Annotated in this window: 19 protein-coding genes; 8 read left to right on the top strand and 11 right to left on the bottom strand. The window is 73.0% G+C overall.

Annotation, left to right across the window (positions count from 1 at the left end; translation table 11 throughout):
• Nucleotide 1 precedes the first annotated feature (1 nt).
• From ACWFR1_RS29125 to ACWFR1_RS29115, 3 genes are all read left to right on the top strand, one after another.
• On the top strand, nucleotides 2-799 hold the full coding sequence (locus ACWFR1_RS29125; RefSeq protein ID WP_453556280.1) for an enoyl-CoA hydratase/isomerase family protein: 798 nt from the start codon (nucleotides 2-4) through the stop codon (nucleotides 797-799).
• A 73-nt stretch (nucleotides 800-872) separates the two neighbouring features.
• Nucleotides 873-4,466 (top strand): hypothetical protein, encoded by a 3,594-nt coding sequence (locus ACWFR1_RS29120; RefSeq protein ID WP_453556277.1) that lies wholly within the window; start codon nucleotides 873-875, stop codon nucleotides 4,464-4,466.
• A gap of 131 nt (nucleotides 4,467-4,597) precedes the next feature.
• A complete protein-coding gene (locus ACWFR1_RS29115; protein ID WP_453556303.1) occupies nucleotides 4,598-5,182 on the top strand; it encodes a flavin reductase family protein in 585 nt (194 codons plus the stop codon).
• A 9-nt stretch (nucleotides 5,183-5,191) separates the two neighbouring features.
• Here ACWFR1_RS29115 and ACWFR1_RS29110 read toward each other — a convergent pair whose 3' ends face one another.
• From ACWFR1_RS29110 to ACWFR1_RS29100, 3 genes are all read right to left on the bottom strand, one after another.
• A complete protein-coding gene (locus tag ACWFR1_RS29110; protein WP_453556275.1) occupies nucleotides 5,192-5,692 on the bottom strand; it encodes a hypothetical protein in 501 nt (166 codons plus the stop codon).
• Nucleotides 5,693-5,715: 23 nt separating this feature from the next.
• Nucleotides 5,716-7,023 (bottom strand): MFS transporter, encoded by a 1,308-nt coding sequence (locus ACWFR1_RS29105; RefSeq protein WP_453556272.1) that lies wholly within the window; start codon nucleotides 7,021-7,023, stop codon nucleotides 5,716-5,718.
• 111 nt (nucleotides 7,024-7,134) lie between these two features.
• On the bottom strand, nucleotides 7,135-8,388 hold the full coding sequence (locus tag ACWFR1_RS29100) for an MFS transporter (protein ID WP_453556269.1): 1,254 nt from the start codon (nucleotides 8,386-8,388) through the stop codon (nucleotides 7,135-7,137).
• A gap of 57 nt (nucleotides 8,389-8,445) precedes the next feature.
• Here ACWFR1_RS29100 and ACWFR1_RS29095 point away from each other — a divergent pair, with 57 nt between their 5' ends.
• Entirely contained in the window at nucleotides 8,446-9,483 is a 1,038-nt protein-coding gene (locus ACWFR1_RS29095; protein WP_453556267.1) for a GlxA family transcriptional regulator, read from the top strand.
• On the opposite strand, the gene ACWFR1_RS29090 is transcribed toward ACWFR1_RS29095, so the two are convergent.
• The 3 genes from ACWFR1_RS29090 to ACWFR1_RS29080 all read right to left on the bottom strand — a co-directional run bounded on the left by ACWFR1_RS29090 (nucleotide 9,435) and on the right by ACWFR1_RS29080 (nucleotide 12,845).
• On the bottom strand, nucleotides 9,435-10,679 hold the full coding sequence (locus ACWFR1_RS29090; RefSeq protein ID WP_453556301.1) for an MFS transporter: 1,245 nt from the start codon (nucleotides 10,677-10,679) through the stop codon (nucleotides 9,435-9,437). The two genes, ACWFR1_RS29095 and ACWFR1_RS29090, sit on opposite strands and share 49 nt — an antisense overlap.
• 130 nt (nucleotides 10,680-10,809) lie before the next feature.
• Nucleotides 10,810-11,865, bottom strand: a complete 1,056-nt coding sequence (locus tag ACWFR1_RS29085) for a Zn-dependent alcohol dehydrogenase (protein ID WP_453556264.1) — start codon at nucleotides 11,863-11,865, stop codon at nucleotides 10,810-10,812.
• Between the two features lie 65 nt (nucleotides 11,866-11,930).
• Nucleotides 11,931-12,845, bottom strand: coding sequence for an SDR family oxidoreductase (locus tag ACWFR1_RS29080; RefSeq protein WP_453556262.1), 915 nt, complete (start codon nucleotides 12,843-12,845; stop codon nucleotides 11,931-11,933).
• 100 nt (nucleotides 12,846-12,945) lie between these two features.
• Here ACWFR1_RS29080 and ACWFR1_RS29075 point away from each other — a divergent pair, with 100 nt between their 5' ends.
• Nucleotides 12,946-13,872, top strand: a complete 927-nt coding sequence (locus tag ACWFR1_RS29075) for a cyclase family protein (RefSeq protein WP_453556260.1) — start codon at nucleotides 12,946-12,948, stop codon at nucleotides 13,870-13,872.
• 165 nt (nucleotides 13,873-14,037) lie between these two features.
• Here the strand turns inward: ACWFR1_RS29075 and ACWFR1_RS29070 are convergent, their stop codons facing one another.
• From ACWFR1_RS29070 to ACWFR1_RS29055, 4 genes are all read right to left on the bottom strand, one after another.
• On the bottom strand, nucleotides 14,038-14,481 hold the full coding sequence (locus ACWFR1_RS29070) for an ATP-binding protein (protein ID WP_453556257.1): 444 nt from the start codon (nucleotides 14,479-14,481) through the stop codon (nucleotides 14,038-14,040).
• Between the two features lie 352 nt (nucleotides 14,482-14,833).
• Nucleotides 14,834-15,706 (bottom strand): acyl-CoA dehydrogenase family protein, encoded by an 873-nt coding sequence (locus ACWFR1_RS29065; protein ID WP_453556254.1) that lies wholly within the window; start codon nucleotides 15,704-15,706, stop codon nucleotides 14,834-14,836.
• 8 nt (nucleotides 15,707-15,714) lie between these two features.
• Complete coding sequence (locus tag ACWFR1_RS29060; RefSeq protein ID WP_453556252.1) at nucleotides 15,715-16,848, bottom strand: acyl-CoA dehydrogenase family protein; 1,134 nt, start codon at nucleotides 16,846-16,848, stop codon at nucleotides 15,715-15,717.
• Nucleotides 16,848-18,095 carry an amidohydrolase family protein gene (locus ACWFR1_RS29055; protein ID WP_453556249.1) on the bottom strand — a complete coding sequence of 416 codons (1,248 nt, stop codon included), beginning with the start codon at nucleotides 18,093-18,095 and terminating at the stop codon, nucleotides 16,848-16,850. The genes ACWFR1_RS29060 and ACWFR1_RS29055 overlap by 1 nt, the downstream gene beginning before the upstream one ends.
• 164 nt (nucleotides 18,096-18,259) lie before the next feature.
• Between ACWFR1_RS29055 and ACWFR1_RS29050 the strand changes: the two genes are divergently transcribed.
• Nucleotides 18,260-19,822 (top strand): class I adenylate-forming enzyme family protein, encoded by a 1,563-nt coding sequence (locus ACWFR1_RS29050; protein WP_453556246.1) that lies wholly within the window; start codon nucleotides 18,260-18,262, stop codon nucleotides 19,820-19,822.
• Here the strand turns inward: ACWFR1_RS29050 and ACWFR1_RS29045 are convergent.
• Nucleotides 19,794-20,171: an STAS domain-containing protein gene (locus ACWFR1_RS29045; RefSeq protein WP_453556243.1), complete on the bottom strand. Its 378-nt coding sequence runs from the start codon at nucleotides 20,169-20,171 to the stop codon at nucleotides 19,794-19,796. The two genes, ACWFR1_RS29050 and ACWFR1_RS29045, sit on opposite strands and share 29 nt — an antisense overlap.
• Nucleotides 20,172-20,354: 183 nt before the next feature.
• Here ACWFR1_RS29045 and ACWFR1_RS29040 point away from each other — a divergent pair, with 183 nt between their 5' ends.
• Together ACWFR1_RS29040 and ACWFR1_RS29035 are read left to right on the top strand one after the other, a co-directional pair.
• Nucleotides 20,355-20,936 carry a sigma-70 family RNA polymerase sigma factor gene (locus ACWFR1_RS29040; protein ID WP_453556240.1) on the top strand — a complete coding sequence of 194 codons (582 nt, stop codon included), beginning with the start codon at nucleotides 20,355-20,357 and terminating at the stop codon, nucleotides 20,934-20,936.
• Nucleotides 20,933-22,300: a maleylpyruvate isomerase N-terminal domain-containing protein gene (locus ACWFR1_RS29035; RefSeq protein ID WP_453556238.1), complete on the top strand. Its 1,368-nt coding sequence runs from the start codon at nucleotides 20,933-20,935 to the stop codon at nucleotides 22,298-22,300. Before ACWFR1_RS29040 ends, ACWFR1_RS29035 begins: the two co-directional genes overlap by 4 nt.
• Nucleotides 22,301-22,312: the final 12 nt, after the last annotated feature.

The following is a 22,312-nucleotide window of genomic DNA, read 5'->3' as shown; positions in this document are numbered from 1 at the left end:
TATGACCGAGGTACTGGACGACGTGCTGCACACCGTCGAGAACGGCGTCTCGTGGATCACGCTCAACCGTCCCGAGGCGATGAACGCGGTCACCTGGGACCAGCGGGAGCGGATCATCGCCCTGCTGGCGTCGGCCTCCGCCGACCCGGAGATCCGGGCGGTGGTCGTCACGGCCACGGGCCGGGGCTTCTGCGCGGGCGCGGACCTGCGGGGTGCGCCCGCGACGGGGGACCGGGTCGCGGGGGACGTGGCCAGGATGATCCGGCTCGGGGCCCAGCGGTTCATCGGGGCCGTGATGGACTGCGAGAAGCCGGTGATCGCGGCGGTGAACGGCACGGCGGCGGGGATCGGGGCGCACCTCGCCCTCGCCTGTGACCTGGTGCTCGCGGCGGACTCGGCGCGGTTCATCGAGGTGTTCGTACGGCGGGGACTCGTCCCGGACGGGGGCGGCGCGTATCTCCTCCCGCGTCTGATCGGGCCGCAGCGGACGAAGGAGTTGATGTTCTTCGGCGACGCGGTGCCTGCGGCGGAGGCGAAGGAGATGGGCCTGGTGAACCGGGTCGTGCCGGCGGAGGACCTGGAGAAGACGGCCAGGGAATGGGCGGAACGCCTGGCCCAGGGCCCGACGCGCGCCCTCGCCCTCACGAAGCAGCTGGTCAACGCGTCCCTGGACGTGGACCGCGCGACGTCCTTCGCGGCGGAGGCGACGGCCCAGGAGCTGAACATGACGACGCGGGACGCACAGGAGGGGGTGGCGAGCTTCGTGGAGCGGCGGGGGGCGCGGTACGAGGGGCGGTAGCGGAGGCTGTCGTACCGGGGCCCTATGGTGTGTCGCGCATATGCCACACACTGCCGCTCCGGGGGGAACGGACATGCCCAACTCCGCGCGCTCGCGCAAAAGATCCCGAAGATCCGGAAGATCACTCCTCCTGATCCCCGCCCTGCTGACGGCCCTGGTCGCGCCGCTGCTCCCGACGGGCGCGGCCCTGGCGGCGACGCCGCCACCGCCGCCCGCGAGCGCGGCGCCCGCACCGGAACCGGAACCGGCCGCACCCGAGCCGTCGGCGACGACGGACCCGACACCGGCCCCCACGACGGACCCGACACCCGCGCCGACGCCGACCGTCGAGCCGACGCCGAACCCGACGGAGCCCACCGCCGCCCCCTGCCCGGCCCTCGCACTCGCCCCGCTGAACGGCCCGGGCGACGCGGTCGGGCAGGCCATGGTCGAGCCGAACGGCAGCGCCTGCTTCACGGTCACCGTGGAGGAGCCCGGCCTGCACCGGGTAGTCACGGAAGGCGGGGCCTCGGCCCTCACGTTCTCCTCCGGAGGGACACGGGTCGCCTGTCCCGAGCTGAGTTACAGCGCTTGCCAGCTGGCCGCTGGCACGTACACCCTCAGCCTCACCCGCCCCGCCCTGATCGGCGGTGAGGTGCGGGTCGCCGTCGTTCCGCTGGCGGCGGGTCCCGGCTGCACGGATCCCGCCGGCACCGCCTTCGGTACGGACCCGACGACCGGTATCTCGTCCGGCGAGCTCGGCATCGTCTGCCACCCCTTCACCGCTGCGGCGGGGGAGCTGATCAACACGTCCGTCCGGCCCGGCGTGTCCGCCAACGTCAACGCGTGGATCACCGACGACACGGGCAAGTGGCTCTGCAGTGTCGGTTACGACTGCGTGCTGCCCGCCGGGGTCGGCGGCTACCGCGTCCTCGCGCACCTCAGCCCCTCGGGCGGCACGTACCCCGTCCCGTACACCCTGCGGGTCCGGCAGGTGTCCCACCCCTTGGGGTGCTCGGTCGTGGGCGTGACGGCCTACGGTTCCGCGCCGGTCGAGAACTCGCCCCCGACCGAATGCCGGACCTTCACGCCGGCCACGACCGGCGGATACGAGGTGCAGGCGATCCGGACGTCCGGCACAGGCACACCGAGCGGTGTCCAGATCTACTCTCCGAGCGGACGGATCTGCGAGTACGTCGAGGCCTGCACGCTCACCGCGGGCGTCACCTACACCCTGATCACCGGCGACGCCGTACGGATTCTCGACCGACGCTCCGCCGAGGGCTGCGCGGACGTCTCCCTCGCGCAGCCGCACATGGGCGCGCTCACCCTGCCCGGCGAGGTCGACTGCGTGAACCTGCCGGTTCCGGCGGGCGCGCGGATCGCCATCATGGCCGGACCGGCCGCCAGTGGCCAGCGACCTGACCTCACGGTTCTCGACGCGACCGGCGCCACGATCTGCTGGGGCGAGTCGGGGTTGGCAGCGGGCACCTGCCTCCTCAGCGGCACCGCCCCCTACCGCGCGATCGTGGAGACGGAAACCGGCGAATACGGTCTCCTCGTCCGCCGCACGGACGTGGCGAGCGACTGCCGGATCCTCCCGGCCGGTGACTTCAGCGCGAATCCGGCCACGGCTACCGTGCGGGCCGGCATGTTCGGCGACTGCCTGACGATCCCGGCGGACGACCACTCCCCGCGGGAGCTGATCACCCTCGGCCCGGGCTCCCTCCACACCGAGTTCACCGTCCTCGACGAGAACGGCGAGACCGTCTGCCGCGACGAATGGGGGGAGTCCCGCGAGGACTGCGCCCTGACTCCCGGCCTCTCGTACACGGTCCTCGTGCCCGCCGGCTGGGGGACCGAGGCCACCCTCGTCCGCCGGGACGTCACCGCCACCGCGCGCGGCTGTGTCGAGACCCCGGCCACGAAGGCCGGCACCCCGTCCCTCGCCGGCGTCCCGACCGGCCACGACACGCTCGTGTGCCATCGGGTGACCACGCCGGACGCGCGCGACACCCTGCACCTGAACGCCCGGAACACGGCGGGCAGGAGCGCGGGCGGTCACGGGGTGTACGACGCGAACGGCGAAGCCGCGTGTGAGGACCTCCCCTCGGGCTGCGCCGTCACCGGCTCCACCGCCTACCAGGCGATCGTCTACGTCTGGGACGGCGACCCCGTCGCCCCCGCCTACCGCCTCGACGCGCTCCGCATCGGCACCGCCGCCGGGCCCGCGCCGGAGTGCGTGAAGGTCCCGGACGTCACGTACGGCTTCGGGCCGCTCGTCGGCACGCTGAGCGAGCAGAAGGCCTCGCTGTGCGCGGTGCTCCCGATGGCGTCCAACGACTGGCTCAGGCTGTCGTTCGCGCCCGCGGCGGAGTTCTCGAAGTCGCCGACGCCCTGGCTGTACGACGGGCCGACACGCCTGAACTACTGCTCCAAGGTAAGCAGCAGCCAGTACTACTCCTGCGAAGTGCCGAGCGAGGACACGTACGAGCGCGTGTCCCGCCCGGCCACCCTCGTGATCGGCCTGCCGTCGGTTCCCCCGCAGGCACCCACCGAGGTCCGCGCCACCGGCTACTGCCAGTACGGCTGCGGCACCGTGACGCGCGCTGTCACCGCCGTCACCCCCGGCACCGTCGGCGCCGGCAGGATCACGATGAAGGTCACCGGCGCCGCGCTGCACGAGAAGGACGTCGTCGAGGTCTCGAGCGGCTCCTACCGCGCCCGGTCGACGACGGTCTCGGTCGCGCCCGACCGGCGGAGCATGGACGTCTCCCTGGACCTGACGAGCGCTCCGCGGACCGCGCTGAGCCTGAGCGTGATCACGCACGACGGCGTGAAGTTCGCACGCGGCACCGTCACCGTCGTCGCGCCGATCCGCGCCACCGCCGCCCCCGGCATCGCCGGCACCGCCGTCATCGGCGGCACGGTCACGGCGAAGGCCGGGACCTGGTCGCCGACGGCCGACTCGTACGCGTACCAGTGGCGGGCCAACGGCGTCGCCATCGCCGGGGCCACCGCTTCCACCTACACGCTGCCGTCGACGCTCTTCGGCACGCAGCTGTCCCTGGCGGTGACCGCCCGCAAGGCCGGGCATCCGGCCGTCACGGCGGTCAGCGGCTCCGTGATCGTGAAGGGCATCGCCCCCAAGCCCACCAAGGCCCCCTACTACACCGGCACCACCCGCGTCGGGTCCAAGCTGACGGCCGTCGTCGGTGCCTGGTCGCCCGCGCCGACCTCGTACACCTACCAGTGGCGGGCCAACGGCGTGGCGATCTCCGGGGCCACGGCCTCGACGTACGTGCCCGTCGCGTCCGTCGTCTGGAAGAAGCTGACCGTGACCGTCACGGCCCACCGGACCGGGCACCTGAGCGGGGCCTGGACGACCGCCGGGTACGCCGTCGCCACCGGCCTCGCGCCGAAGGTGACCGCCGCTCCGTACGTCACGGGCACCGTCAGGGTCGGGCGCACGCTCGCCGTGAACCGGGGGACGTGGACGCCGACGCCGACCGCGTACGCCTACCAGTGGTACGCGAACGGGCAGGCGATCAGCGGTGCGACCAAGTCCTGGTTCACGCTGACGTCGGCGCAGCGCGGGAAGTCGATCATCGTGCGGGTGACGGCCTACCGGACCGGTCACTACGCCGGTGTCGGGTGGACGCGGGGGACCTCAGCGGTCGCCGGCTGATCCTGGCGCAGAGCAGAGAGAGGAGGCCCCCGGGCGGCGGACGGTCGTCGCCCCGGGGGCTTCCCCGTTCCCGGGGCTTCCTATCTGACGAACCGTCAGCTTCAATGAGCGGTGTGATGGGACACGCCGGGATGGCGGCCACCGCCGTCCGACACCTGAGAGCGGCCGGTTCGCCGACGGCCGTCGAACCACTGCCACGGCCGGTACTGCGCGCGGTACGGGAGGACGAGCGACCGCCCGTCGACCCGGCCGAATTCCGCCGCGTCCTCGGTCACTTCGCGAGCGGGGTCACGATCGTGACGGCCCTCGACGACGACGGTCCGACGGGCTTCGCCTGCCAGTCCTTCGCCTCGCTCTCCCTCGACCCGCCCCTGGTCGCCTTCATGGTCGCCCGTACGTCGACGACCTGGCCCCGGATCGCGGCGGCCGGGACCTTCTGCGTCAACATTCTCGGCGCCGAACAGGGCGCGCTGTGCCGCTCGTTCGCGGTGAGCGGCGCGGACAAGTTCGCCGGCGTCGACTGGGACCCGGCCCCGACGAGCGGCTCCCCGCTCCTGCCGGGCTCCCCCGCCTGGATCGACTGCACGATCACCACCGTCCACACCGGTGGCGACCATCTGATCGTGGTCGGACGGGTCGACTCCCTGGGCGCGACGGAGGAGGGCGGCGACCCCCTGCTCTTCCACCGGGGGCGGTTCGGGCGGTTCAGCTCTTAGCGACGGACGTCAGTCCGCCGCGTACAGCACGCTCCCGCCCGCCATGAAGGCGCTCACCACGGCGAGCGAGCCCCACACCAGCAGGGAGACGAAGTAGCCCTGCCTCGCCGGCCGGGTGAGCACCGCCGCCACGGCCAGGACCGCCCAGCCCACGAGCCACCCCCACACGCCCGCGAGCGGCGCGAGGAGGGCTCCGGCAAGGGACGAGAGGCCCAGCTGCCACCAGACCGGGCGGCCACCGAACGTGCGCCCCAGGTCCTCGCCCAGGAACACCACGGGCAGGACGAGCACGGCGGAGACCGCGAACGCCGCCAGGACGCCGAACACCGCGAGGAACGGGGGCAACAGGAACACGAGACTTCCCATGGTGTCTTCCCCGGGCTCCGGTTCCGTGGCCAGGCTGCCGACCGTCATCAGCACCGCCACCCCCACCCCGGCCTCCAGACACAGCGCCAGCGTCGAGACCCGCAGCATCCGGGCGTCCGTACGCCCCATGTCAGGACCGCTCATCGGCGATCACCCCCTGGCAGTCATCATGCTCCCGCCAGGGACACCGGCTCCGGCCGGGGGCGGCGGATGACCAGGGACATCAGGGCCGCCGCCGCGCAGAGCGCGCCGGAGGCGTACCAGACGACGTCGTACGAGCCGAAGACGTCCCGGGCGACGCCGCCGCCGAAGGCGACGACGGCCGCGCCGACCTGGTGGGAGGCGAGGACCCAGCCGAAGACGATCGCCGAGTCCTCGCCGTAGTGCTCGCGGCAGAGGGCGATCGTCGGCGGGACCGTGGCCACCCAGTCGAGGCCGTAGAAGACGATGAAGAACAGCATCGGCGGGTGCACGGACGGTGCGAGCAGCATCGGGAGGAAGAGGAGCGAGACGCCCCGGAGGGCGTAGTAGACCGCCAGGAGGCGGCGGGCCGCGAAGCGGTCGGTGAACCAGCCGGAGGCGATCGTGCCGACGACGTCGAAGACGCCGATGACCGCAAGCAGTCCGGCCGCCGCCGTGACGGGCATCCCGTGGTCGTGGGCGGCGGGCACGAAGTGGGTCTTGACCAGGCCGTTCGTCGAGGCGCCACAGATCGCGAAGGTGCCGGCGAGCAGCCAGAAGGGGCCCGTGCGGGCCGCCTTGAGGAGGACGGTGACGGCCCGGCGCGCGGCGCCCGTGACGGGGGCGGGCTTCTCGGCGTACTCGCCGCCGTACGGGGCGAGGCCGACGTCCGCCGGGTGGTCGCGGAGCAGCAGCCACACGAAGGGGACGACCGCGAGGGCGGCGAGCGAGACGGTGACGGCGGCGGGCCGCCAGCCGTGGTGCTCGACCAGCCAGGACAGGAGGGGGAGGAAGACGAGCTGGCCGGAGGCGCCGGCGGCGGTGAGGATGCCGGTGACCAGACCCCGTCGGGCGGTGAACCAGCGGTTGGTGACGGTCGCGGCGAAGGCCAGGGCCATGGAGCCGCTACCGAGGCCGACGAGCACGCCCCAGAAGAGGACGAGCTGCCAGGCGGCCGTCATCCACACGGTGAGGACCGAGCCGGCGGAGATGATCGTCAGCGCGACGGCGACGACCCGGCGGATGCCGAAGCGGTCCATGAGCGCGGCGGCGAAGGGGGCCGTGAGGCCGTAGAGGGCGAGGTTCACCGAGACGGCGAAGCCGATCGTGCCGCGCGACCAGTCGAACTCCTCATGCAACGGCTCGATCAGCAGGCCCGGCAGGGAGGCGAAGGCGGCCGCGCCGATGATCGTGACGAAGGTGACCGCCGCGACGAACCAGGCGCGGTGGACGCGGGAGGTGCGGGCCGGCGGGGGCGGGGACGCTGAGGCGCGGGTCTCGATTGTCTGGGCCATGCCATAGAGCTTCGCGGTCCGCCGCCGCCTCCCACCACTGGCCTGAACGACATGTTTCCAAAGGATCAGGACATCGAAGGATCGGGACACCGGCCGACAACCAAGGCGGCCCTACACCCGTGGCAGCGTCCTGATCGGCCGTACGACGAGCAGCGCCGCCACCACGAACACCGCGATACCCGCCCCCGTGAGCAGCACCTCCTCCGTCCCGACCGCCGTCGCCACCGGGCCCGACAGGGTGCGCCCGACGCCCATCATCAGGAGCGAGCCGGCCACGTCGTAGGCGTGCATCCGGTTGAGGGCCTCCTGTGGGACGTGGGTCTGGACGGCGGTGGACCACATGACGAGCCAGAAGGCGAAGGCCGCGCCGCCGATGAACTGGCCCGCGCCGAGCAGCCCCACGGGCGCGCCCGTCCCGAGCAGGAAGAGGTTCACGGGGAGGCCGAGGAGGGCCACCGCGCCCGCCGCGAGGGGGCGGCGGGGGCGCAGCCGGAGGGCGAGCAGGCCGCCGACCGCGCTGCCCGCGCCGTTGACCGCCATGAGCACGCCGTACGTGGCGGAGCCGTGCTCCCCGGTGACCAGGCTCGCGGTGAGCGGCACCATCGGTCCCGCGACGGTCAGCCCGTACACCGTCCAGATGGAGATGACCCCCCACAGCCAGCTACGGGAGCGGAACTCCCGCCAGCCGCCTGCGAGTTCGGCACCGAGGGAGTCGCGGTGGGCCGTGTCGGACGGGATCGGGACGAGCCGTACGAGGGTGAGGCAGAGGGCGCTGACGGCGAAGGTCGCGCCGATGACGGCGAAGGCGGCGCCGGCGTTCCACACGGCGACGAGCAGGCCGGCGGCGGCCGGTCCCGCCATGACCATGAGGGCCTCGGCGACCCGGAGGACGGCGTTCGCGCGCTGCACGTCCGGGGCGATGCGCGGGATGGTGGAGGCGACCCCGGGCTGGAAGAGGGCGGCGCCCATGCCGCTGAGGACGGAGAGGCCGTAGACGGCCCAGAGCGGCGGGCTGCCGAGGGTGAAGGAGACGGCGAGGACGGCGGACGCGGGCAGTCGCAGCAGGTCCGCGAGGATCATCATGCGGCGGGCGGTGAACCGGTCGGCGAGGACGCCGCCGAAGAGCACGAAGAGCGCGAAGGCGGCGGTCCAGCCGCCGAGGGCGTAGCCGACGGTGGAGCCGGGGTGGCCGGCTCCGAGGAGTCCGGCGGCGTAGGCGACCGGGATCATGCCCTCGCCGAAGACGGCGACCGCGCGGGCGACGAAGAAGAGCCGGAAGTTACGGTTCCACAATGCGGGCGGCTCGGCCGGGACGGGAATCCGTTCGGCGGCCTCAGACTTGTACGTGTTGTCCGTCACGGACACGAAGAGCTATCAGCAACTGGTCTGGACCACCACCGAATTTCGGAAGGAGCACCGCCCGTGCCGACCCCGCCCGCGTCGCCACCACCGGTGCCGACCCCGCCCGCGTCGACCCCGCCCCACCGCGTCGCCGTCCTCGCCCTGCCCGGGCTGCTCCCCTTCGAACTGGGCATCCCGCACCGGATCTTCGGCCGCGCCCGGGACACCGAGGGCACGCTGCTGTATGAGATCGTCACCTGCGCCCCGGTCGCGGGCCCCGTCCCCACCGACGCCGACTTCTCCGTACACGTGGAGCACGGCCCCGAGATCCTCGCCACCGCCGACACGGTCGTCGTCCCCGCCTCGTACGAGCTCGGCCCGGTCTACGCCGAGGGCAGGCTCACCGAGGAGCTCGCCGCCGCCCTCGCGCACATCCGGCCCGGCACCCGGCTCGTCTCCATCTGCACCGGCGGGTACGTGCTCGCCGCCGCCGGCTTCCTCGACGGACGCCCGGCCACCACCCACTGGTCCTCCGCCGCGCACTTCCAGCGGCTCTTCCCGAGCGTGCGGGTCGACGCCGACGTCCTCTTCGTCGACGACGGCGACGTCCTGACGTCGGCGGGCGTGGCCGCCGGGATCGACCTGTGCCTGCACATCGTGCGCCGCGACCACGGCACGGCCGTCGCCAACGACGTCGCCCGCAGGACCGTCGTCCCGCCGCACCGGGACGGCGGCCAGGCCCAGTACATCCAGCGGCCGATACCCGAGGCGGGCACCCACACCACGACCACGGCCCGGGCGTGGGCGCTCGCCCACCTCCACGAGCCGATCCAGCTGCGCGACCTCGCCGAGAGGGAGGCGATGAGCGTACGGACGTTCACCCGCCGCTTCCGGGACGAGGTCGGGATCAGCCCCGGACAGTGGCTCACGCAGCAGCGCGTCGAGCGCGCCCGGCACCTCCTGGAGTCCACCGGGCTGCCCGTCGACCGGATCGCGCAGGACGCCGGCTTCGGCACGTCCCAGTCGCTGCGCGTGCACCTGATGAGCGCGATCGGGGTGACCCCGACCGCCTACCGGCGCACCTTCCGCTCCACCGCCCCGGGCGCGCCCGCCTCCTGAGATCCCTCGGACTCTCCGGACTCCCCGGACTCGGTACGGCGGGTCAGCCGGCGCTCTCCCACCGTGCCGATCACCACGAGCAGCACGGTCAGGGCGACGCCGTAGAGGATCGCGGTCGACGGGGCCACGACCTTGAGCAGGCCGCCCGCGAGGGCGCCGCTCGCCGCGTAACCGGCGCCGACGGCCGCGTACATCACCGAGTACCCGGCGGCGAGCGCGGACGGCGGGAGGAGTCGGCGCAGGGCGAGGTTGCGGGTGAGTCCGGCGGGGGCCTGGAGGAGCCCGGCGGCGATCAGGACGGCGCCGATGGCGGCGGTCCAGGGCAGGAGCGCGACGAGGGCGACGCCCGCCGTCACCGCGAGGACCAGGACGACGGACTGCACGAGCAGCGGGCCCGGCCAGTGTCCCCGCAGGCCGTAGACGAAGGCGCCGACCGCCGAGCCGATCGAGAACCCGGCGAGCAGCGGACCGGCCCAGCCGATGGCGATCCCGCGCTGTTCGAGCAGGGCGGGCAGGACCAGTTCGGCGAGCGCGAGCAGCGAGAGCCCGGCGGCCCCGAGGACGTACACGGGCCAGGCCCGCAGCAGCGCCCGCCCCGCGGAGGTCCCCTTCTCCGGTGCCGCGGCCGCCCAGCCGGCCGGCAGCAGCCACATCCCGGCCACCGAGACCGCCATCAGGACGGCCATGAGGACCAGCGGTACGGCGGGTCCGACGCCGAGCGCCAGGCCGGTGGCGAGCGCGGGCGCGGCCGCCCAGACGCCGAAGACCAGCATCGACTCCATGCTCATGGCCTGGGTGACGGCCCGCTCGGGGACCATGCTCGTCAGGAGCGCGCGCAGCCCGCCCGCGACGGCCGCGGGTCCGGCGCCCGCGATCAGCCCGAGGACGGCGAGGACGACGGGATGCGCGTCGGGCGCGAGCCCGAGCCCGGCGAAACCGACGGAGCCGACGGCGAGTCCGGCGACGAGCTGCGGCCGCGCGCGCTCGGCGTTCATCCGCAGGCCGAGGACGGGTGCGGCGACGATCTCCCCGATGACGTACACGGCGGCGAGCACGGCCCCGAGCGAGTACCCGCCGGGCCGCTCGCGCACGAGGAAGACGAGCGCGAGCGGCGCCATGGCGACGGGCAGCCGCCCTGCGGCGGTGACGGCGCACCAGGCGAGGACGGGGCGGGTGGCGAGCTCGCGGTAGGACATGGCCATGACCGTAACGGTCAGGTGGTCCTGTCCCAGGGGAATTTCGCGGGCGGCTCGTCCACCTCCCCTCGCTCGTCGCCTTCGGCCTGGGGGCCGCCGCGCTGCTGCCGTTCCTCTTCACCCCCACGGCTCAGAAAGTGAGCACCCCCCGGGCCACCTTCCCCCGTTCCGCGTCCTCGACGGCCCGGGCGAAGTCCTCCACGGGGTACGTCCGGGTCACCAGCTCGTCGAGGAGGAGGCTGCCGGAGCGGTACAGCTCGGCGTAGAGGGCGATGTCCTTCTGGGGGCGGGAGGAGCCGTAGCGGCAGCCCAGGATCGACTTGTCCAGGAACATCGCGGCGGGCGGGAAGCTCGCCTCCGCCGTCGGGGCGGTCATGCCGAGGAGGATCGCCTGGCCGTGCCGGTCGAGGAGCTCGACCGCGGTACGGACGAGGCCGGTGTGGCCGACGCACTCGAAGACGTGGTCGGCGCCGGTGGGCAGGATGTCCCGTACGCCGTCGGTGGAGGCGAGGAAGTGCGTGGCGCCGAACCGCCGGGCCACGGCCTCCTTCTCCGGGTTGGTGTCGACGGCCACGATGGTCGGCGCGCCGGCGATCCGGGCGCCCTGGATGACGTTGAGGCCGATGCCGCCCGTGCCGATGACGACGACGGTCTCGCCCCGGTCGACCTTCGCGCGGTTCAGTACGGCTCCGACGCCGGTGAGGACACCGCAGCCCATGAGGGCGGCGGAGGTGAGCGGGATGTCCTTCGGGATCTTCACGGCCTGGACGGCCTTGACGACGGTCCGCTCGGCGAAGGAGGAGTTGGACGCGAACTGGAACAGCGCCTGCCCGGTCGACGCCCGGGAGAACGGCTGTCCCGGCATCCCGATCGCCTTGCGGCACATGGTGGGCCGGCCCCGGTCGCAGTCGGCGCAGGCACCGCAGTTCGCGAGGGTGGAGAGGGCGACGTGGTCGCCGGGGACGACATGGGTGACGCCCGGGCCGACGGCCTCGACGACGCCGGCGCCCTCGTGGCCGAGGACGACGGGCGGCGGGAAGGGGATGGTCCCGTCGACGACGGACAGGTCGCTGTGGCACAGCCCGGCGGCGGCGATCCCGACGAGCACCTCCCCCGGCCCGGGGTCCCGTACCTCCAGATCGTCGACGACCTGCACGGACTTCCCGTCGAACACGACACCACGCATGAGCTGACTCCTCGTCTCGGGGCGGATCGGTAGGTGCGCGCGGGGCTACGCGCCGCACGCTGGTGTCACGCGTTCGGACGGGTGCCCTGCGCCGCCGCCCGGGCCATCTCCTCCAGTCGTTCCAGCATCGGCATCGGATCGACCCCCACCGTCCCCGGCAGGAAGTCCGCGATCCGCTCCGGCGTCCACGCGCCGCCCTCCGCGTACCCGGCGCGCAGCTCCCTCGGCTGGGCCCACACCGCGATCTTCGGGCCGGCGATCGTGTACACCTGGCCGGTGATCTTCTCGGCGCGCGCCCGCTCCGAGAGCAGGTAGACGACGAGCGCGGCCACGTCCTCCGGCTCCCCGATCTCCTTCAGCTCCATCGGGACGTTCGCGGACATCCGGGTCCTGGCCACGGGCGCGACGGCGTTCGCGGTGACGCCGTACTTGTGGAGGCCGAGCGCGGCACTCCGTACGAGCGAGATGATCCCGCCCTTCGCCGCCGAGTAGTTGGCCTGTGCCACCGAGCCCTGGTGGTTGCCGCTGGTGAAGCCGATCAGCGTGCCCGTGCCCTGCTTGCGCATCACCGCCGAGGCGGCGCGGAAGACGGTGAAGGTGCCCTTGAGGTGGGTGGCGACGACCGGGTCCCACTCCTCCTCGGACATGTTGAACAGCATCCGCTCGCGCAGGATGCCGGCCACGCACACGACCCCGTCGATCCGCCCGTACTCCGCGAGGGCGACGTCCACGATCCGCTGCCCGCCGGCCATCGTGGAGATGTCGTCGGCGACGGCGACGGCCGCGCCGCCGGCCGCCTCGATCTCCTTCACGACGGAGAGGGCGATCTCCGAGGTCGGTTCGCCGCCCTCGATCGACACCCCGTAGTCGTTCACGACGACCTTCGCGCCCTCCGCCGCGCACGCGAGGGCGACCGCGCGGCCGATGCCCCGCCCCGCGCCCGTGACGGCCACGACCTTGCCAGCCAAGAAGTTCCCCATGCCCGGCCCCTCCCACAGTTTCTGACGGTCCGTTAGATTCATTCGTCGTCAGGATTCTACGGTCCGTCAGATACCGGATAACAAGACCCCGGAGGCCCCGATGTCTCTGCCCGCCGCATTTCACGAGATCGCCAAACGCGTCAACAACTGGGGCCGTTGGGGCCAGGACGACGAGATCGGCACGCTCAACCTCGTCACCGACGAGGTCGTACGCGAGGCCGTCGCCACCGTCCGTACCGGCCGCCGCGTCCCGCTCGCCGTCGACCTCAAGCAGGACGGCGTCCAGACCGGCATGATCCCCGGCCGCGTCAACCCGCTCCACGTCATGGTCCAGGTCAATCAGGAGCTCTTCGGCCCCGGCACGGTCGCCACCAGCGACGACGCCGTGACCCTGGGCCTCCAGGCCGGCACCCACTGGGACGCCCTGACGCACGCCTCGCACTCGGGGCGGATCTACAACGGCCGCCCCGCCGACACCATCACCCCGCACGGCCGCGCCGAGTTCAGCGGCATCCACACCGCCCGCCAGGTCGTCTCGCGGGGCGTCCTGCTCGACGTGGCCGCCGCCAAGGGCCTCGACCGGCTGCCCGGCGGCCACGCCGTCACTCCCGAAGACCTCGACGAGGCGGCCGAGTTCGGCGGGGTCACGGTCCGGCCCGGGGACATCGTCCTCGTACGGACGGGGCAGATGCAGGTGTACCTGGCCGGGGACAAGCACGGGTACGCGTTCCCGTCGCCGGGGCTCTCGGTCCGTACGCCGGAGTGGTTCCACGCCCGGGACGTCGCGGCCGTCGCCAACGACACGCTGACCTTCGAGATCTTCCCGCCGGAGATCGACGACCTGTGGCTGCCCGTCCACGCCCTCGACCTGGTCGAGATGGGCATGCTCCAAGGCCAGAACTGGAACCTCGAAGGCCTGTCCACAGCCTGTGCACAGGAGCGGCGCTACGCCTTCCTGCTCTCCGCGATGCCGGAGCCCTTCGTCGGCGGCACGGGCACGCCGGTTGCCCCGATAGCGATCCTGTAGGTCACCGGCTCACGGGCGGCGGCGCGCTCGCACGCGCCCCGAGCACGGCACGGCCGCGCCGCCACCCGGCCACGACCCGCACACGCCGAGGGCCGGAAACGGCCCGCCCTCGGCTCCCCTCGCCACGAATCGCTCACACCAGAGTGGGCAAAACGGAACGAACCGTCAACAGCGCACCCGGCCGGGCGACACCGCGCCCTGAGCGCGCTCCGGAGCCACCGGCGCCCGGTCGACCTCGCACCAGATGCTCTTGCCGGCGCCCTCGCGCTGCCAGCCCCACCGGTCCGCGAGGCCGTCCACCAGCTCCAGGCCGCGCCCGTTGGTGTCCTCGCCCTCCGCGTGCCGGGGCTGCGGCGGGCGGTCGCTCGCGTCCGCCACCTCGACGCGCACCCCGCCCTCCGCCGCGAACAGCATCCGGAGCACGGCCGGGCAGCCGGTGTGCACCACGGCGTTGGTCACGAGCTCGGAGATGAGCAGCACCAGCGTCTCCGCCAGCGGCTCGTCGTCCCCTATGCCCGAACCGGCGAGCCGCGACCGCGCCCACCTCCGGGCTCGACCCACTTCCGCCGGGTCGGGCCCGACCTCCAACTGCACCTGAAGCACCTGCACCGCTCACACCATCCGAACCGGCGGACACACCTTCACGGAACGTGATTCCCTTATGGGACAGCATGGTTGACGTACAGTCACCGCAACAAGCGCTTCGGGCATATTCCAGCGCGAAGGAGTACGCATGGCCCATACTGTGCGACGCACTCTGCGGGTAGTCGAACGCCGGGCGCGCGCGGCGGGCATTCCCGGGCCCGGAGTCACCATAGGGGCGACACCGGGACGATCCGGGCCAACGAGCACGCGCATCCCACGGAGAGTACCGGAGCCGAAGACCGACTCCGGGCCGTGACGGCCCCGCCGAAGGACACAACCCGATATCAACATTCCGTGACCCGGCGAACGCGGAGCGCTACAAGCGCGCCGCCACCACCTCCTCGGCCCGCGCGGCGGGCAGCCGCAGCTCCGCCCGCACCCAGGCCCGCTTGAGGTGCAGGTGCACGTCCGCCTCCCAGGTGAAGCCCATGCCGCCGTACACCTGGAGGCAGTCCCGGGCGTTCCCGACGGCGGCCTCGTCGGCGAGGAGCTTGGCCCCGGCGATCTCGACGGGGTCGACGGTCACGGAGGCGGCCCGCACGGCGGCCCGGGCGAGCTCGACGCGCACGAGCATCCCGGCGCAGAGGTGCTTGACGGCCTGGAACCCCCCGATGACCTGCCCGAACTGCTCCCGCTGCCGAGCGTAGGAGACGGCCGCCTCGGTGGCCGCCCCCGCACTGCCCACCTGCTCGGCAGCGGTGAGCAGGACGGCGACGAGCCCGTCGCCCTCGCTCCCGGTGCCCACGAGCCCCGGCACCCTGTGCAGGGGCGTCAGCGGATCGACCGACCGCATCGGGACGGCGCCCTCCACGTCCCCCAGCACCACGTCGGCCTCGTCCAGCCAAGGGACCAGTCCCTCCGAGGCATCGGTCACCACGGCAGCCCCCTCCGCGGCCCCCGGCACGACCCCCGCCGCCAGATGCGTGGCCACCAGCGGCCCCGGCAGCAGCGCCCGCCCCGCCTCCTCGAAGACGAGGACCGCCTCCGGCAGCCCGAGCCCCACCCCGCCGTCCTCCTCCGGCAGTCGCAGCGCGAAGAAACCGGCCGCGCCGAGCTCCCGCCACAGCTCCCGGTCCAGCCGCCCCGAGTCCACGGCCGCGCGCAGCGCCTCCCGTCCGAAGCGGCGGTCGAGCAGCTCCCGTACGCCCTTCCGCAGCGCCCGCTGGTCCTCGGTGAGTCGGAAGTCCATGGCGGGGGTCACCGTCCTTTCGGGAGGCCGAGGATGCGCTCGGCGACGATGTTGCGCTGGATCTGGGAGGTGCCGGCGGCGATCGTGTACGAGAGCGAGGACAGCCGGTCGTGGTTCCAGTCGTGGCCGAGGTCGAGCGCGCCCGGGCCCAGCACCGCCGCGGCCGCCTCGTACAGCTCCTGGCGGGCGTGCGAGTAGTGCAGCTTGAAGACGGAGCCGCCGGCCCCCGGCACCCCGCCCGTCGCCTGTGCCTCGCTGACGTTCGCCTGGGTGAGCCGCCACAGGGCCTGGAACTCGGCGGAGAGCCTGCCGAGCCGCCGCCGCAGGACGGGGTCGTCCCAGGTGCCGTTCTCCCGGGCCGTACGGGCGAGTTCGCCGAGGAGGCGGCGGCAGGCGACGACCTCGCCGACGAACGCGGTGCCGCGTTCGAACGACAGGGTCACCATGGTGACGCGCCAGCCGTCGTTCTCCTCCCCGACCCGGTTCTCGACGGGCACGCGGACCTCGTCGAGGAAGACCTCCGCGAACTCCGTCGAGCCCGCGAGGGTCCGCAGCGGCCGTACGGTGACGCCGGGCGCGTCCATGGGCAGGGCGAGCCAGCTGATGCCCCGGTGCTTGGCGGCACCGGGGTCCGTCCGCACGAGGAGTTCGCACCAGTCGGCGACCTCGGCGTGCGAGGTCCAGATCTTCTGCCCGCTGACGACGTACGCGTCCCCGTCCCGGACGGCCTTCGTCCGCAGGGACGCGAGGTCGGACCCCGCGTCCGGTTCGCTGAAGCCCTGGCACCAGACCTCGTCGCCGCGCAGGACCGGCGGCAGCCAGCGCTCCCGCTGCTCCGGCGTGCCCTCGGCGGCGATCGTCGGCCCGGCGTGCAGCAGCCCGACGAAGTTGGCGCCGACGTAGGGCGCGCCGGCGAGCTCGGTCTCCTCCAGGAAGATCAGCCGCTGGGTGGGGGACGCGTCCCAGTGGACGTCCGCGTATCCCGCGTCGTGGAGCCGACGCTGCCAGCCGCAGTCGTAGGCCCGCCGGCCCGGCCAGTCGAGCGGGTCGGGTCTGGGCGGGAGGGTGGGCAGGGTGGCGGTCAGCCACTCCCGCAGCCGGACGCGGAACTCCTCCTCCTCTTCGCTGTACGCGAGGTCCATCAGACGAGGCCCCTGTCGGCGGCCCGGCCGAAGCCCAGGTCGAGGCCCCGGTCGAAGTCGAGGTCGAGCATGCGGATGGCGTTGCCGCGCATGAGCTTGTAGATCGTCTCGTCGTCGAGGCCCTGGACGTGGTCGAGGGCGACCTCCTTGGTGTGCGGGAAGGTCGAGTCGACGTGCGGGTAGTCGGTCTCGAAGGTGGCGTTGTCCCGCCCCACCACGTCCAGCGAGGCGATCCCGTGCTTGTCGCGGAAGAAGCAGCAGAAGATCTGCCGGTAGTAGTACGTGGACGGCGGCTCGGGGACGAGGTCGCGGACGCCGCCCCAGGCGCGGTGCTCCTCCCAGACGTCGTCGGCGCGTTCGAGGGCGTACGGGATCCAGCCCATCTGGCCCTCGCTGTAGGCGAGCTTGAGCCGGGGGAACTTCACCAGCACGCCGCTGAAGAGGAAGTCCATCATCGAGGCCATGGCGTTGTTGAAGCTGAGGGAGGCCTGCACGGCGGGGGGCGCGTCCGGGGAGGCGGCGGGCATCTGGCTGCTCGACCCGATGTGCATGTTGACCACCGTGCCCGTCTCCTGGCAGACGGCGAAGAAGGGGTCCCAGTAGCCGGAGTGGATGGAGGGGAGTCCGAGGTGGGTGGGGATCTCGGAGAAGGTGACGGCCTTGACGCCGCGGGCGGCGTTGCGCCGGATCTCGGCGACGGCGAGGTCGATGTCCCAGAGCGGGATGATGCAGAGCGGGATCAGCCGGCCGCCGCTGTCGCCGCACCATTCCTCGACCATCCAGTCGTTGTAGGCGCGGACGCAGGCGAGGGCGACCTCCTTGTCGTGGGCCTCGGCGAAGGTCTGGCCGCAGAAGCGCGGGAAGGTGGGGAAGCAGAGGGAGGCCTCGACGTGGTTGAGGTCCATGTCGGCGAGGCGTGCCTTGGGGTCCCAGCAGCCTCGGCGCATCTCCTCCCGGGTGATGCCCTCCAGGGTCATGTCGTCGCGGTCGAAGCCGACGGCGGCGATGTTGCGCTTGTACGGGAACTTGAGGTCCTCGTAGATCCACCAGTCGGTGGGAGGCCCTTCGGGGTCCATCGTGATCTGGTACTTGCCGGCGACGTAGGCGAGCTCGCCGATCCCGGCCGTGAGGGCCTTGGGCCCGCGGTCGCGGTACTTCTTCGGGAGCCAGGTCTCGAAGAGGTGGGCCGGCTCGATCACGTGGTCGTCGACGCTGATGATGCGGGGCAGTTCCGCGCTGGAGCTCATGGGGACCCTCTCCCGAACTCGATGGGCCGTTTCCGATGGCCCGTTTCTGATGACCCGTCAGATCTGACGGGATCAGGCTAGCCCCACCCCTCTGGACCGACAAGCGCCGGACCTCTACGCTCGCCGCACTATCTGACGGAACGTCAGCCAAGAGGAGTACGGTCATGGATACGGCCCTGGACCAGACCGCGCACACCCTGGGCGAGTCCCGCACGCTCTGGGAGCTCGTCGAGCGCCGCGCCGCCCTCACCCCCGACCGGCCCGTCCTGCTCCAGGGCGACCGCGTCCTCACCTTCGGCGGCCTGCGCGAGCGCGCCGAGCGCTGCGCCGCCGGTCTCCACGGGATGGGGGTGCGGCCGGGCACGGTCGTCGCCTGGCAGCTGCCCACCCGCATCGAGACCGCGGTGCTCTCCTTCGCGCTCGCCCGCATCGGAGCCGTACAGACGCCGGTGATCCCCTTCTACCGGGACAAGGAGGTCGGCTTCGCGCTGCGCGAGTCCAAGGCCGAGTACTTCGCCGTCCCCGGCGTGTGGCGCGGCTTCGACCACACGGAGATGGCCCGGCGGCTCGGCGCGCGCGGCATCTTCGAGGCGTACGGCCCCGACTCCCTCCCGGACGGCGACCCGGGCATCCTGCCGCCGCCGCCCTCCTCGGGGACGGACGTCCGCTGGATCTACTGGACCTCGGGCACGACCTCCGACCCCAAGGGCGTCCTGCACACCGACCGCTCGCTCCTCGCGGGCGGCTCCTGCCTCGCCCACGCCCTGCGCCTGACCGCCGAGGACGTCGGCTCGATGGCCTTCCCGTACGCGCACATCGCCGGGCCCGACTACACGGTGATGCTCCTGCTGTACGGATTCCCCGCCGTCATGTTCGAACAGTTCGCGCTGCCCGAGGCGCTCGACGAGTACCGCGCGCACGGCGTGACCGTCGCCGGCGGCTCCACCGCCTTCTACGCGATGTTCCTCGCCGAGCAGCGCAAGCGGCCGGACGAGCCGGTCATCCCGACCCTGCGGCTGCTCGCGGGCGGCGGGGCGCCGAAGCCGCCGGAGATCTACCACGCGGTACGCAAGGAGCTGGGCTGCCGGCTCACCCACGGGTACGGCATGACCGAGGTCCCGATGATCACCATGGGCGACCCCGACGACACCGAGGAGAACCTCGCCACGACCGAGGGCCGCCCGCCCGCCGGCATGGAGATCCGGATCATCGGCGACGGCCTCGGCACGGGCGGCGGAACCGGCACCGGGGACGGGGAGGTCCGGCTCCGCGGCGAGGCCGTCTGCCAGGGCTACCTGGACCCGGCCCAGACCGCGGCCGCCTTCGACGAGGACGGCTTCCTCATCACCGGGGACGTGGGACACCTGACCCCGAGCGGCCACCTCGTCCTCACGGGCCGGATCAAGGACATCATCATCCGGAAGGGAGAGAACATCTCGGCCAAGGAGATCGAGGACCTCCTCCACGGTCATCCCGACGTCGGGGACGCCGCCGTCATAGGCCTCCCGGACGCCGAGCGCGGCGAACGCGTCTGCGCGGTCGTCGAGCAGCCCCCGGGCGCCGCCCCGCTGAGCCTCCCGACGGTCACCGCCTTCCTCCGCGAGGCGGGCCTCTCCGTCCACAAGCTCCCGGAACAACTGGAGGTCGTGGACGCGCTCCCCCGCAACGAGACCCTGCGCAAGGTGCTGAAGTACCAGCTCAGGGAGCGGTTCGGCCCGTCCCTGTGACCGCCGCCGGAACGTCCCCGTACACGTCGAAGAGACGCCGGACGCCGAGGGCGGAGAGGACCCGGTCGACATGACCGTCCCCGCCGTCGAGGGCGGGGACGGGCAGGATCAGGCGGAGGCGGCCGCCGCAGGAGCGGAGGAGGCGGCGGGCGGCGATGAGGACGCCGACGCCACTGGAGTCGCAGAACCGCACGGCCGACAGGTCGAGCACCAGGTCGTGGCGGCCGCCCGCGACGGCGTCATGGACGCGGCGGCGTATCCGGGGGGAGGTGACCAGGTCCAGCTCCCCCCGGATGCGGAGCACCGTCCAGGGGCCTTGTTCGTCCTCGTCGACCTCGATCGTCGTCACGGTCGCCGCCTGCCCCGGCACACCAGGCCGAAACCCTCTCGCCGAGGTATGGCGCTTTCCTTACCATCCAGACCCGCGTCAAGGGCGCACTTGCGGCAAACAGGCGTGCGTCGTCGGCACGGCACATTACTTTGGAGGGCGAGGACTCAGGGACCGGCAGCCGGCAGGGGACGGAGGATTCGCATGGCGATGGAGACACCACCGCGTTGGGACCGCAAGATGCAGCAGCGGCTCGCCGCCGGAGAGGCCGCCGCGCTCGGCGAGTTCTACGACCGGTTCGCCTCGCTCGTGCACAGCCTCGCCCACCGGGTCCTCGACGACGACGCCGCGGCCAACCAGGTCACCCGTGAGGTCTTCGGCTACGTCTGGGAGAACCCCGACGACTACGACCCCAAGCAGGGGAACATGCGGTCGTGGGTCGCCCGGCTGGCCCAGCGCCAGGCCGTCCACCGGCTGCGGCAGGTCGAGGCCACGGCCTACGCGGAGACCGGGCAGGGCTCCGTCGAGGAGCTGGAGCAGAAGGTGCGGCGGGCCTCCGTCGCGGCCCGCGCGGACTACATCGTGACCTCCATGCCGGCCCCGCTGCGGGCCGCGCTCGAACTGGCCTACTTCCAGCGGCGGGACTACCGCCAGACCGCCGCCGACCTCGGGGTCACGGAGGACGAGGCGCGCCGGCGGCTCCGGCTGGGCCTCCAGCTGCTGTCCTCGGCCAACACCCGGCCCCTGGAGGGCTCCTCGCCGCCCGGCTACGGGCGGACGCTGTGACGGGGGCGAACGGCGACGCGGACGACGTCGCACGCGCCCCGTGGATACCGGGACCGCGCCGGTCGGCGGACGACCACGCGGACCTGACGGCGGACCCGCCGAGCGCCCCGGAGGCCGTGACGCAACCGGAAGCCGTGTCGGCGCCTGAGGCCGTGACGGCGCCGGCCGCTGTGACGGCGGCCGAGGCTGCGGCGGGCGCGGAGGCGCCGGAGGAACCGGACGTACCCGCTGTACCGGAAGTACCGGAAGTACCTGACGTACCGCAGCTGACCCACCGCGTGCTCAAGTCCCTCCTCGGGGCGTGGGCGCTCTCGGCGTGCTCCGCCGGGGAGACGCAGGCCGTCGAGGACCACCTCACCGAGTGCGCGCCGTGCGCGGACGAGGCCCTGCGGCTGCGGGACGCCGTCGCGCTGCTCCACGAGGACCGCGACCTGGACCTCGACCCGCTGCTGCGCTCCCGCGTCCTGGAGAACTGCCTGGGCCGCCGCCCCGCCCGCGTACCGGTGCCGGAGTGGGCCACGCCGTACGACGCCGAGACCGCCCGGCTGGACGCGCTGCTGCGGGACATCGGCGAGTCGGAGTGGCACGCCCCGGTGCGGCTCAAGTGGTACGAGGACGAGCACGTGATGCGCCGCAAGACCACCGTCGCCGGGGTCATCGGCCACCTCCTGGCGGTCGACGGCCTCGTCACCACGGCGCTCGGCATCAAGGACCCGCTGGGCGAGGCAGTGCCCGAACTGTCCCCGACGGAGCGGACCGAGGCCTTCTGGGCGGCGCTCGACCGGCCGCCGAACCGGGAGCTCCGCGGGCCCTGGCGGGACCAGACGCACGCCCTGATCCGCACGGTCTCCTTCGCGGGCCGCGGCGTGGCCGACCTCACGGTCACCTACAAGGACTTCGCGCTGCCGCTGCGGGACTCGCTCCTGGAGCGGGCCTTCGAGTGCTGGCTGCACGCGGACGACATCGCCAACGCGGTGGCGTATCCTTACGCCCCGCCGAGCGGCGCCCATCTGCACGGCATGATCGACCTGGCGGCCCGGCTGCTCCCCGCGACCCTGGCCGACCGCCGCCGCAGCGGCCTCGCCGCCCCGGCCCGGCACCTCGTCGCCGCGGGCGCGCCCGGCCGCTCGCTCCATCTGGAGGTCGAGGGGGCGGGCGGCGGTCACTGGTACATCGCCCTGGACTCCCCCGCGGCGATCGGCTCGCCGGACCGCGCGGTGGCGCAGGTCGCGATGGACGGGGTGGAGTTCTGCCAGCTGGTGGCGGGCCACATCTCCCCGGAGGAAGCGGCGGCCGGCCAGGACGGCGACCGCGAGGCCATCCGCGACGTCCTCTCGGCCGCGGCGTCCCTCAGCCGGCTGTGACCGCCGGGGCCA

This window comes from Streptomyces sp. NPDC055103, from assembly GCF_053607625.1.
This window is presented reverse-complemented; position numbering and strand designations above follow the sequence as displayed.

Bases quoted from the DNA above. Each gene is read 5' to 3' on its own strand.
- ACWFR1_RS29125 (WP_453556280.1), top strand. From the start codon at position 2: ATGACCGAGGTACTGGACGACGTGCTGCACACCGTCGAGAACGGCGTC.
- ACWFR1_RS29120 (WP_453556277.1), top strand. From the start codon at position 873: ATGCCCAACTCCGCGCGCTCGCGCAAAAGATCCCGAAGATCCGGAAGA.
- ACWFR1_RS29115 (WP_453556303.1), top strand. From the start codon at position 4,598: ATGGCGGCCACCGCCGTCCGACACCTGAGAGCGGCCGGTTCGCCGACG.
- ACWFR1_RS29110 (WP_453556275.1), bottom strand. From the start codon at position 5,692: ATGAGCGGTCCTGACATGGGGCGTACGGACGCCCGGATGCTGCGGGTC.
- ACWFR1_RS29105 (WP_453556272.1), bottom strand. From the start codon at position 7,023: ATGGCCCAGACAATCGAGACCCGCGCCTCAGCGTCCCCGCCCCCGCCG.
- ACWFR1_RS29090 (WP_453556301.1), bottom strand. From the start codon at position 10,679: ATGTCCTACCGCGAGCTCGCCACCCGCCCCGTCCTCGCCTGGTGCGCC.
- ACWFR1_RS29085 (WP_453556264.1), bottom strand. From the start codon at position 11,865: ATGCGTGGTGTCGTGTTCGACGGGAAGTCCGTGCAGGTCGTCGACGAT.
- ACWFR1_RS29080 (WP_453556262.1), bottom strand. From the start codon at position 12,845: ATGGGGAACTTCTTGGCTGGCAAGGTCGTGGCCGTCACGGGCGCGGGG.
- ACWFR1_RS29075 (WP_453556260.1), top strand. From the start codon at position 12,946: ATGTCTCTGCCCGCCGCATTTCACGAGATCGCCAAACGCGTCAACAAC.
- ACWFR1_RS29065 (WP_453556254.1), bottom strand. From the start codon at position 15,706: ATGGACTTCCGACTCACCGAGGACCAGCGGGCGCTGCGGAAGGGCGTA.
- ACWFR1_RS29060 (WP_453556252.1), bottom strand. From the start codon at position 16,848: ATGGACCTCGCGTACAGCGAAGAGGAGGAGGAGTTCCGCGTCCGGCTG.
- ACWFR1_RS29055 (WP_453556249.1), bottom strand. From the start codon at position 18,095: ATGAGCTCCAGCGCGGAACTGCCCCGCATCATCAGCGTCGACGACCAC.
- ACWFR1_RS29050 (WP_453556246.1), top strand. From the start codon at position 18,260: ATGGATACGGCCCTGGACCAGACCGCGCACACCCTGGGCGAGTCCCGC.
- ACWFR1_RS29040 (WP_453556240.1), top strand. From the start codon at position 20,355: ATGGCGATGGAGACACCACCGCGTTGGGACCGCAAGATGCAGCAGCGG.